Here is a 9,034-nt window from a genome sequence, read left to right on the forward strand (position 1 = left end):
ATCACATCTTATCATTGAAAATATTAGCCACCATATCGACAACGTTCTCTTCAATGTCATCGCTCGTTCCGGTAACTGCATTTGCTATGTTCTTTTTTGTTTGAATGATTTGATAGACTTTCTCATCGATCGTGTTGCGTCCGAGGAAGTACCCGCAGTTTACGCTGTCTTTCTGCCCGATACGGTGTGCACGGTCTTCGCATTGCTCGCAATCTGCATACGTCCATGGGAATTCTACAAAGCCAACGTTCGATGAGGCTGTGAGCGTCAAGCCAACGCCGGCCGCTTTGATGGAGCAGATGATAATATCCGTATCCGGGTCGTTTTGGAAGCTGTCAACGGCACGTTGTTTTTCATCTTGCGTGTCTCTACCTGTGACGGTGACAGCTGTAGGGAAATAACTTTTCAGCTGGTCAACTACTTCATGAAGTGAACAGAAGAGGATGATCTTTTGTCCGGATTCTCGGAAGTCTTCAACGAACTCGATAACCGACTTTACTTTTCCACGAGCCGATACGTTGCGCAATATTCCAATACGCACCATCACCTCTCCGCGAAGGGCCTTTGCTATTTTTTCATCGTCCGCGTTCTTGTATTGTTGCAAGTAGCGTATAAGGTCGCGCTCTGCATCTTCATATTCTCGCCGATTGGTTATCTCACAGGTATATACTTGTCGCACTTTGTCGGGCAGGTCTTGAAGTACTTTCTGCTTCTCTCTGCGGAACATACAGTATTTCCACAGGAAGAAGTTTAATTCTTTTAGATTCGATGCTTCGCGTTGACCTGCGCAGTATCTTTCTACGAATCGTTTGTAACCTCCGAAATCCTCCATCCTATTAAGGATTGAAATCTGCGGTACAAGGTCTTTGGGCTTATTGACCACCGGAGTGCCAGTAAGCTCTATAATATATTCCTTATCTTTACATATACCTTTGCAAAATTTAGCCTGCTGCGTTGAGGCGGACTTACACTTATGGCTTTCATCGATAATCACCGACTTAAACAGTTCTATTGAATTACGAAATTCGACGTCGCGAAGTGTCCACTTCTCAGCTTTCTTAATACGCTGAACAAAGTATTTTTTCAATGATTCATAGTTTACTATAAAAACCTGATACAAGCCAGTCTGATAGAAGAAAGTCCATGTGTCGCGAACCTTATCGGAAAGTACCATAGCCTTTTTATCGGTAAATTTATGCCATTCTCGCTCCCAATTTATTTTCAATGATGATGGGCAAATAACAAGACACGGGAATGCGCCTGCAAGGTTGATTGTAGCGATTGATTGAAGTGTTTTACCGAGGCCTGGTTGGTCGGCATTAATGAAGCGCTTCAATTCCAACCCACGCGCAATTCCTTGAAGTTGGTAGGGGTATGGTTGCACTTTTAACCCATGTGGAATATTGAGCGCCGGTAGTTCCGGGATATCGTACACAATATTATCTTCTTGTATAGGTACTTTGGTATTTCCATTTGCACTACCCCAATTAACCTTTTCAAACTGTTGTACCTGATAAGCCAACCTTTCGAGTGCTACGCGCTGCGATGCGGGTATGGACCAAACCTTTCGGTCAGCATGGTAGCGTTTCCCTTCTATTGTTTTAATGCGGTCCACAATGGAGGGCCTATATTTGAATGATACCTCGTAATAAGAGCCCTTAAAAGTTATATCCATTCCTTTTTGAGATTTGGTTATTGGGGAACATTAGTGTTCCCCAGTTTCTATTATGCACATTCATCTACCGGAACCAGGTCTTTTTTCTTACGGCCTCGTTTCTTGGGTTTTTCTTCTAAATTGGCCTCCTCCGGTTCGTCTGTATCGAAGTCGAGCATTGTTTGTTTTACTCCCCATTTTTCGGAGAATAGATATTCTGATACCTCCCAATCGCAAGCCTGAATATCGAGTGCTAAATCCTCAGAATACGGATAATCGCTCTCGTATATCGGCGTCCAAATGCTAAGGTCGAGCGTACCGCCAGATTGTAATTGTTTCGTTCCGAAGATGGTTACACCGTCTACTGCATCTTGGCTGTTATGCGAATATCCCGTTATATGGTAGTTAGGGAATGTCTCCGCAAATCCGGGGCTTTTGATGCTTTCTTCATTGATTCTCTCCGCTTCCGGTTGTTCGCAGAGTGCTACAAGGTGTACCTTTAGTTTGTCAAACGCCTGTCGCAAGTCGTAATGGATAATCTGGTCGCATGACTTGCTTACTCCATTTGTGTAATTTGATTCCGTAAAACTCTCGTTGAAGTTTACATTCAAGCGGTCTTTCTTGATAATCGCTTTCTTAATGTCATTTCTAACTTTTTCCATACTCTTTTTTATTTTGGTGAATACTCTTTTAGGAAGTGGGAGGTCAGCAGCATAGCCACTGACATGCCAAATATTACGGCCGATGAAACGAGTTCTTTTGTCGTAGGATATAAACTATCGGCAAGTGATACTGTTGCCAATAATCCAAAGCCGGCAACCACATTTAGGATTAATCTTATTTTCTTCATGTTATCTGTTATTTTGCGGGACGAAACGCCCCAGTTTCATTTCTTCCTTTGCTTTTGAAATTACCGTAACGCACCATGATAGCTGATGTGTTGCCGTCCTGTTTGCTCTCTCACACCAATCAACCAGATATTGTTCCTCTCTGCATAGAGAGTCAATGAGAGCGTTTACGGCCTTAGCCGTTGCTTTTGCGTTCTTTGCGGCTTCCCGAAGCGTCTCCATTACTTCATTATTCTTCGCTTCATTGAGATGATATTTTGCATCCGCAAGCATCTTTCCGGTGCGTGCCACGTATGCGGCAAGGTCGTTCCCGCGTACAACAGCTTCTTCCGGGTTCTCGCTCATGGTTATATTCAGGAAACCGTCTATCTCTTTCAGTTCCGCGAGTATCTGATTCTTAGGTGTGATGTTGATGTTCATTGCTTTTTATCTAAAATATATTACACCATTAATTGCCACCACTTAAAAGCAAGGTCTTCATACTTTTCCTTGCCGCGATTATACGTCTCATCGCCGCGTCGTATAAATGCTTTGAAAATCTTGCAGTTCTTTTTGCTGATGGCATAGATGAAATCCCTATCACTGCCTGCTATATCCATGTACCATGCACGGCTTCTATCCCAGTCGAAGAAATCGATAGCTTCATCGAACTCTTTTTGCGAAGAGGCAAATGTAGTTTTCAAGTCTCCACCGAATCCGAAAGCGGGCAGCCACCAGTCCCATTTACAGCGCGTATCAAGATGGTAAGCAAAATTACCGTAGTGAAATTCTTGCTGCTGGTTTATCATGAATTTCTGACAATCGGACTGTGTTATTACCATGGAAAGGAACTGATCTTTTTCGGATTTCCGGCGAAGAGCTTTTCTCATTTCCAATCCGAGTTCAAATTCTTCATGCGTGTACACGTAATCGTCTACCATTAGCTTATCATAGCGCACACGGTCGTTTTCCGTTATAAGCGCATCGACGAGAGTACCGAACTTGAAAGCCGCTTCCTTATCCCCGTACTGTTGACGGGGATATAGGAAGTTTTTAAGCTCCGTAAGGTCAGAGTTGCTAACCTCGCTACGTAGATAGTATGAATCAGGATTACTCATATTACTTTGCTTTTACATCCGCCTCATAACGGATATATTGTGAGTTGATATGGGTTTGGTCTTTACTGTTCGCTTGTTTCTCGCAGTAGGTTATCATCTTCTTAAATACCTTTTCAAGGTCTTCAATAGATAGTGTTTGTCCCTCGTTGAGCCACCACATCTGAAAGATTTCAAGGAATCCTTGAGGGTGAAGTACAACTATTTTTTCTTTTACTTTCGCATTGGTTGGAGGTGCCGCCACTGTTGCAGCAGTTGCATCGAACAGGCTTCCCATTGCATCTTGTTGTGCTTTCATTGCATTGGCTTGCTTTTCGGCTTCCTCCTGCTTTCTGATTTCTTCCATTCTCCGAGCCGCTTCTTCGGCTTCACGTTGTTTGCGTTCAGCTTCCGCCTTTGCTGCTTCTTCCGCATTGCGTAGCTTTAGTTGCTCCAACTCGGCAAGTTCTCTGCGCTTAGATGGAAGCCTATCTGTAATATCTTGCCTAAGGAGTGATAACTCTGATTTCATTCTGGAAGCAAACATTTCATACTTCCCTTGTATGGCAGATTTTCTTATTTCCGCTTTTTCTTCAACAGAAAGATAAAATGTCGAGTTGTCGAAAGAGAATTTATCAAAGTGTGCTCTGGGGTAATCCGTCTGGAAGACAGTAATACCTATTACGTCTCTGTCAAAGTTGGCAAATGTTAATCGTGAGAATATACTCTGTAGTTCTTCTACTTTAGCTTGTAAATACCGATTGAAGTAAGACAGGAGAGCATCCTCTACGTCCTGTCGATAGGTTACTTTTTCGCGCTCCACGGCAGCTCTACGTTCTGCTTCCTTTCGTCTTTTCTGCTCTTCCTCGTACTTCCATTGCGCATACTGATTACGTTTTTCCACTATCTTACCGGGTATCGTATTTGGATCTTTCGGGTCTATTGCTTTTTCCTGAGATGTAAAAAAAGAGCGAATTTTATCGAATATCTGCGTAAGCGGTGCCCGGCGGTCATTCATGTTTTTTATTGTTATACCTACTTTTTTCAGGTATTCGGACGCTTTTGCGTCAAGTTCTTCATTCATGCCTTCCCCCTCAATAGTATCGAGGATAGCTTGGCCGGCTGCATTGCAATTTTTCACCGAAGTGCCATTCTTTCCTACTATTTCAGGAAATGAAGAGAATAACATTTTTACTTCATCTATTTTTATTAAATCCGTTGTTGACATAGTTTTTCTGTTAAATGATTTCTAATAGTTGTTTTGCGGCTTTCTGCCGTGCAATTCTCTGATTGCTTCCGCAATCCGTTGCCGATATGCCGTTTGGAAGAGTTATTCGAACTTTTACTGTTGGGCAATGGTCTGGTCCATGTTTTTCTATCACCCTACTTGTGATGTTTTTCCCAAAGATTTTTTGAATCCTTTCGGATAGTTCGACAATAGGATTTTGTGTCGTTGGCTTATTCTGCAAGCCAACTTTTTTTATATACGAGAGCTTTTCTCGTATGCCTTTAATGGCATATTGTATGCCTTTTTCCTTTACTCGCTTTGTTTTACAATTATTGAGTAATTTTTCGGTTAACTTTTCTTCGTTAACTATGCGAAAACGAAATTTCTCATCGCCATTTTCTTTATAGAACTCGACGATATGTCCGTCAATACTAAATTTTCTTGTTTCCATAATTTTTTATTTTAAAATCCTTCTTCTTCGTCAGCCTTTGATACATTTACGGTTACAGGGGTGGGGGCTTCCAATTGTTTGTCTTCTCCGAACGGCACATTAGGATCTTCGTCTCTTGATGCTGGCGCTGGTTCATTGGTAATACTTTCGTCTACTACCCCATAGTCTATTATTGGAGATTCCTCTGTTTCTGTCTCCAGTACCGTATAGTTACCCGTGCGAACTTTGGGGTATGCGTCAAAGGCATGCTTAATCATTTTGTTTTCGAGAAAGCCGGGATCTACCCCTCCTTCTTGGGAAGAATAGAGAGCGTTCGGTTTTCCTTGTACGTATTGTCCGTTCTTGTCGTAATAGGAATTATTTTTTGCCGAGAACTTCATAAGGCGTTCTATGTCACCTTGGAGTAACCATTGGTAATCTTCTGACCCGTCAACGCGTACAATGCGAATGAATGCACCGATAACTTTCGAGGATTTGCGTGGTATGGCTGCTTGGTATGTGATTTGTTTAACTCCATTGTTTAGAGAGACGGAGAATATATCCCCTTCGTAAACAACGACTGGATTATCTGCATAACGTATCTGGCCTGCACGCATGCGCATGGTTAATTCTCCGTAGCCGGTTACTGATACGCTGGCGCGATTCTCATACATGTCATATCCTCTGGAATCTTTTTGCCCAGTCTTAACCTTGCGCGGAATAAGATAACAGTGGGGATGGCTGGTATTATCAAGAGACAGCCCATTTACTGCCATATCAAGAAAGCAGCCGTACAGAGACATCTTGCTACACTCTGCGAGTTTTGGATTTTCTCGCAATACTTTCTGAAAGTTAAAAACTTCCTTGTGGTAAACTTGCTCTCCCATTTGAGAACCCCAGATAGCGTTATACATTTGTATAAACTTCTGTTCTACGTTTTGATTCTCGACAATCTTTGTTGCCGGAAGTGCGTTAAGCTCTTCTACTTTGATTTGAATTTGATTACTCATTTTTTTTGTTCTTTTTAGGTTTATATTTCCAGCCGTTTAGCCGGTACACTTCTTTTCTGGCATCTTCTTCGTCCATGAAGTGGCATATTTTGATTCCGCCACCGTTACCATCGTCTTGGTATACGTTATAATGCCCCATAAATCTTCTGTAATAATATTTTCCCATTCATATTACATCAGTTGTTTAATAATGTTGTCTGGAATCTTGTTGTGAATATCAAGCATCGCACTCGCAGTTTCGAGTTCCGATCGTTTCACATAGTATTTCCCTCTTTCCTTATTCCTTGCCGGATAGAATTTTATCCAGCCTTTTTCGCGCCACTCTTTGATGAGGCGTTTTCCATATATATGCTCCGCTTGCGAGGCCGTTACCACCTCTTGGAGTAGTCCAAGGTTATTCAATGTCTGAATAGTCCCTATCTTAATTCCTGCGCTTACGATGCGCTCTAAGTATCTTTCCATCTATTTAGGCTGTTTCGTTAGTTTATATTAGTTGCGAGCTTGTCCATCACTGAAACCCAATCTGCATCTCTATGCCTTGGCGCCTATTGGTAAATAATTATTGATTGAAAAGATTGTTATCGCGTGCGTAAACGAAGAACTCCTGTAAGGAGTGAGTATCGGTCCGCTGTAGGGCGTTCCGCTTGTGCGTAAGAACCGTCTCGGGAGATATGCATAGCTGGTCTGCTATATATTCCACATGCATACCTTTATAATAATAGTGCATGACTTCTATCTCCCTGTCCGACAGCTTGCTGTTGAATTTTGGTCGGCAGACAATGCTTTCCAGCTTACATTCTCCCCGAAGAGGGCATTCTACCTCTTCGAAGTGGAAGTTGCCTAACTGATCAATATCAAGCGTGCTGTCGAATCTCCCGAAGTTGCACTTCAGGAAGCGGCAGACAATTCTATATTCAAACTCCGGAATATTAGGGCGACATTTTGCGTATTCTTTGGAAAGAGACGCCAGCGCGTCAGGCCAGAACTCCCACATCTTCTTTAGCATCTCTGATATAAATGCCCTGTCGTTTTTCGTAAGAATACGACTTCCGCATTCATCGGAGATCATTATTTCTCCGTTCGGAGTGCGATAAAACTCTTTATTTTGAAGTTCCATATCAGGCCTCCGGGAAAAGAGTTTCTACATCTGATTTAAGAATTGTTGCAATTGCGGACTTTTCCATAGGGGACGGAGCCGCAGTGCCTAAAGCCCATTTGCGAACACTATGAATTGACTTTCCCGTAACAGAAGCAATTATGCTCAGTAATAATGTGCGGGGATTTGATTCCGTTCTTGGATTTGGAAGGGTTTTGTAATACCCCGTGAACGGTAGTTTTTGCAGATTTGGGGCAATTTGCTTGTTTGATTCTGTTTTTTTATTCATCTTTGTTGTGATTAAGTTATCTATATGGTTGTTTAATCAAATCAAGAGGGTGGCAATACCTTGATTGCCGTCGTGGAGTGCCACCCTCTATCATATTTGCTATGGATTTTGGCTACGAATAATCCGTTTTGCTTATTTCCACACCGCAAATATAAACCATATATTTGATATATCAAACAGATAATTTATTATTTTCATTTTTTAATAGAAAAATAAAGCGTTTGGTTGTATGCGTGGAGAAGATGTTAAGAAAATATTGAGAGATAAAGGGTTTGTTATGAGCGAAATAGCCTCTATTATTGGTAAAAGCCCACAAAATCTTGATGGACAGCTAAAATCTGATGATGTAAGGAGCGGATTGTTAGAAAGTATAGCCAAATCTGTAGGCTATGGTATGGACTTGTTTTATCAGGAACTAAAACAGACATCAGAAAATGACATACCGATTTTATTTGAAAATAACTATTTGAAACAATTAATAGAACAACAGAAATATACTATGGAGACTCAAAAAAAACTGATAGCTTCTTTGGAGCGTAACATCGCAGATTTAGAGCTTCAATTACAATTAAAAGAGAATGAAGAGTATAATTTGAAAAAAGAAGCTGCCCATCAGGACGACAGTGCAGATTATGCCGTTGCAAAGTAGTGTTCGGGGTGAAGATTCCGAAGTATTGAAATGATATTGCCTAACCTTTATATTATAGAATCATGTTAACCCTATTCATGTTCGTAGTCATAACGTCATTCATAATAGGCCTTATCTTCGTAGCAATGGGAGTTGAAGCATCTACAAATAAGAATCATAAATCGACCGTTAAAAAACGGCAGAGTAATACGTTCTTAAGCAATGACAAATATGTATTAATGAGTGGTAAGGAATTAGAGAGGTACGGACATAGACTTTCACCTGAATTATTTGCAGATATGCTTCTTGCTAAAGATGGGGAAAAAGTGCGGGTATTAAAATCTGAAATAGATAGGATGGAAAAAGAGCAAAAGAACGATGTAAGTTTTGGTAAGTCATTTCAATCCTCATTAGATGGTAGAAACAAAGCTACCGCTTTAGAAAAGTCTGGAGACTTATACGCCGCTATATCAGCATACGAGGAATGTGTTCAGGAGGGTAAAAGCAATTCCAGCCTAACCATCTACAACTATGCACATGATGTTGACAGGCTGGCTATATTGTACAGAAAGACAAAGCAAAAGGATAAAGAAATCACACTTTTAACCGATATGATAAAACTAAATCCAAAATTCAATGGAATAGATAAATGGAAAGAACGATTAAATAGACTAATCAATAAAAAGTTCCTATGTTTAAAATCGGAAGTGACGGATAACATAATATAGCCCTAAAAAAGCTATACCATTATAGTTAACTTTGTAAGTGATAACAACAA

14 protein-coding genes are annotated in these 9,034 nt (G+C 41.0%); 2 read left to right on the top strand and 12 right to left on the bottom strand.

What is annotated here, in order from left to right; all coding sequences use genetic code 11:
- Position 1: 1 nt before the first annotated feature.
- From EV202_RS13335 to EV202_RS13385, 12 genes are all read right to left on the bottom strand, one after another.
- Positions 2 to 1,675 carry a DEAD/DEAH box helicase gene (locus tag EV202_RS13335; protein ID WP_131927410.1) on the bottom strand — a complete coding sequence of 558 codons (1,674 nt, stop codon included), beginning with the start codon at positions 1,673 to 1,675 and terminating at the stop codon, positions 2 to 4.
- Between the two features lie 50 nt (positions 1,676 to 1,725).
- Complete coding sequence (locus tag EV202_RS13340; RefSeq protein ID WP_131927411.1) at positions 1,726 to 2,316, bottom strand: hypothetical protein; 591 nt, start codon at positions 2,314 to 2,316, stop codon at positions 1,726 to 1,728.
- An 8-nt stretch (positions 2,317 to 2,324) separates the two neighbouring features.
- On the bottom strand, positions 2,325 to 2,504 hold the full coding sequence (locus EV202_RS13345) for a hypothetical protein (protein WP_131927412.1): 180 nt from the start codon (positions 2,502 to 2,504) through the stop codon (positions 2,325 to 2,327).
- Position 2,505: 1 nt separating this feature from the next.
- On the bottom strand, positions 2,506 to 2,922 hold the full coding sequence (locus EV202_RS13350) for a hypothetical protein (protein WP_131927413.1): 417 nt from the start codon (positions 2,920 to 2,922) through the stop codon (positions 2,506 to 2,508).
- A gap of 20 nt (positions 2,923 to 2,942) precedes the next feature.
- The gene (locus EV202_RS13355; protein ID WP_131927414.1) at positions 2,943 to 3,599 is read right to left on the bottom strand and encodes a hypothetical protein; all 657 of its coding nucleotides are present in this window, start codon (positions 3,597 to 3,599) and stop codon (positions 2,943 to 2,945) included.
- Position 3,600: 1 nt separating this feature from the next.
- Positions 3,601 to 4,803 carry a hypothetical protein gene (locus tag EV202_RS13360; RefSeq protein WP_131927415.1) on the bottom strand — a complete coding sequence of 401 codons (1,203 nt, stop codon included), beginning with the start codon at positions 4,801 to 4,803 and terminating at the stop codon, positions 3,601 to 3,603.
- 10 nt (positions 4,804 to 4,813) lie between these two features.
- Complete coding sequence (locus tag EV202_RS13365) at positions 4,814 to 5,254, bottom strand: putative dsRNA-binding protein (protein WP_131927416.1); 441 nt, start codon at positions 5,252 to 5,254, stop codon at positions 4,814 to 4,816.
- 11 nt (positions 5,255 to 5,265) lie between these two features.
- A complete protein-coding gene (locus EV202_RS13370) occupies positions 5,266 to 6,243 on the bottom strand; it encodes a recombinase RecT (RefSeq protein WP_131927417.1) in 978 nt (325 codons plus the stop codon).
- The gene (locus EV202_RS15115; RefSeq protein ID WP_165899435.1) at positions 6,236 to 6,409 is read right to left on the bottom strand and encodes a hypothetical protein; all 174 of its coding nucleotides are present in this window, start codon (positions 6,407 to 6,409) and stop codon (positions 6,236 to 6,238) included. Before EV202_RS15115 ends, EV202_RS13370 begins: the two co-directional genes overlap by 8 nt.
- A 5-nt stretch (positions 6,410 to 6,414) precedes the next feature.
- Positions 6,415 to 6,705, bottom strand: a complete 291-nt coding sequence (locus EV202_RS13375; RefSeq protein ID WP_131927418.1) for a hypothetical protein — start codon at positions 6,703 to 6,705, stop codon at positions 6,415 to 6,417.
- A gap of 97 nt (positions 6,706 to 6,802) precedes the next feature.
- Positions 6,803 to 7,360, bottom strand: a complete 558-nt coding sequence (locus tag EV202_RS13380; RefSeq protein WP_131927419.1) for a helix-turn-helix domain-containing protein — start codon at positions 7,358 to 7,360, stop codon at positions 6,803 to 6,805.
- Between the two features lies 1 nt (position 7,361).
- Entirely contained in the window at positions 7,362 to 7,628 is a 267-nt protein-coding gene (locus EV202_RS13385; RefSeq protein ID WP_131927420.1) for a hypothetical protein, read from the bottom strand.
- A gap of 229 nt (positions 7,629 to 7,857) precedes the next feature.
- On the opposite strand from EV202_RS13385, the gene EV202_RS13390 reads away from it, so the two are divergent.
- Both EV202_RS13390 and EV202_RS13395 read left to right on the top strand, forming a co-directional pair.
- Positions 7,858 to 8,277, top strand: a complete 420-nt coding sequence (locus EV202_RS13390; protein ID WP_131927421.1) for a hypothetical protein — start codon at positions 7,858 to 7,860, stop codon at positions 8,275 to 8,277.
- A 125-nt stretch (positions 8,278 to 8,402) separates the two neighbouring features.
- Complete coding sequence (locus EV202_RS13395; RefSeq protein WP_131927422.1) at positions 8,403 to 8,984, top strand: hypothetical protein; 582 nt, start codon at positions 8,403 to 8,405, stop codon at positions 8,982 to 8,984.
- Positions 8,985 to 9,034 lie beyond the last annotated feature (50 nt).

This window comes from Prevotella heparinolytica (assembly GCF_004342845.1).
GTDB classification, from domain to species: domain Bacteria; phylum Bacteroidota; class Bacteroidia; order Bacteroidales; family Bacteroidaceae; genus Bacteroides; species Bacteroides heparinolyticus.

What these genes read in the sequence shown, in the direction of transcription:
- EV202_RS13375 (WP_131927418.1), bottom strand. Translation starts at nt 6,705, where the DNA reads ATGGAAAGATACTTAGAGCGCATCGTAAGCGCAGGAATTAAGATAGGG.
- EV202_RS13335 (WP_131927410.1), bottom strand. Translation starts at nt 1,675, where the DNA reads ATGGATATAACTTTTAAGGGCTCTTATTACGAGGTATCATTCAAATAT.
- EV202_RS13395 (WP_131927422.1), top strand. Translation starts at nt 8,403, where the DNA reads ATGGGAGTTGAAGCATCTACAAATAAGAATCATAAATCGACCGTTAAA.
- EV202_RS13390 (WP_131927421.1), top strand. Translation starts at nt 7,858, where the DNA reads ATGCGTGGAGAAGATGTTAAGAAAATATTGAGAGATAAAGGGTTTGTT.
- EV202_RS13370 (WP_131927417.1), bottom strand. Translation starts at nt 6,243, where the DNA reads ATGAGTAATCAAATTCAAATCAAAGTAGAAGAGCTTAACGCACTTCCG.
- EV202_RS13340 (WP_131927411.1), bottom strand. Translation starts at nt 2,316, where the DNA reads ATGGAAAAAGTTAGAAATGACATTAAGAAAGCGATTATCAAGAAAGAC.
- EV202_RS13355 (WP_131927414.1), bottom strand. Translation starts at nt 3,599, where the DNA reads ATGAGTAATCCTGATTCATACTATCTACGTAGCGAGGTTAGCAACTCT.
- EV202_RS13360 (WP_131927415.1), bottom strand. Translation starts at nt 4,803, where the DNA reads ATGTCAACAACGGATTTAATAAAAATAGATGAAGTAAAAATGTTATTC.
- EV202_RS15115 (WP_165899435.1), bottom strand. Translation starts at nt 6,409, where the DNA reads ATGGGAAAATATTATTACAGAAGATTTATGGGGCATTATAACGTATAC.
- EV202_RS13385 (WP_131927420.1), bottom strand. Translation starts at nt 7,628, where the DNA reads ATGAATAAAAAAACAGAATCAAACAAGCAAATTGCCCCAAATCTGCAA.
- EV202_RS13350 (WP_131927413.1), bottom strand. Translation starts at nt 2,922, where the DNA reads ATGAACATCAACATCACACCTAAGAATCAGATACTCGCGGAACTGAAA.
- EV202_RS13365 (WP_131927416.1), bottom strand. Translation starts at nt 5,254, where the DNA reads ATGGAAACAAGAAAATTTAGTATTGACGGACATATCGTCGAGTTCTAT.
- EV202_RS13345 (WP_131927412.1), bottom strand. Translation starts at nt 2,504, where the DNA reads ATGAAGAAAATAAGATTAATCCTAAATGTGGTTGCCGGCTTTGGATTA.
- EV202_RS13380 (WP_131927419.1), bottom strand. Translation starts at nt 7,360, where the DNA reads ATGGAACTTCAAAATAAAGAGTTTTATCGCACTCCGAACGGAGAAATA.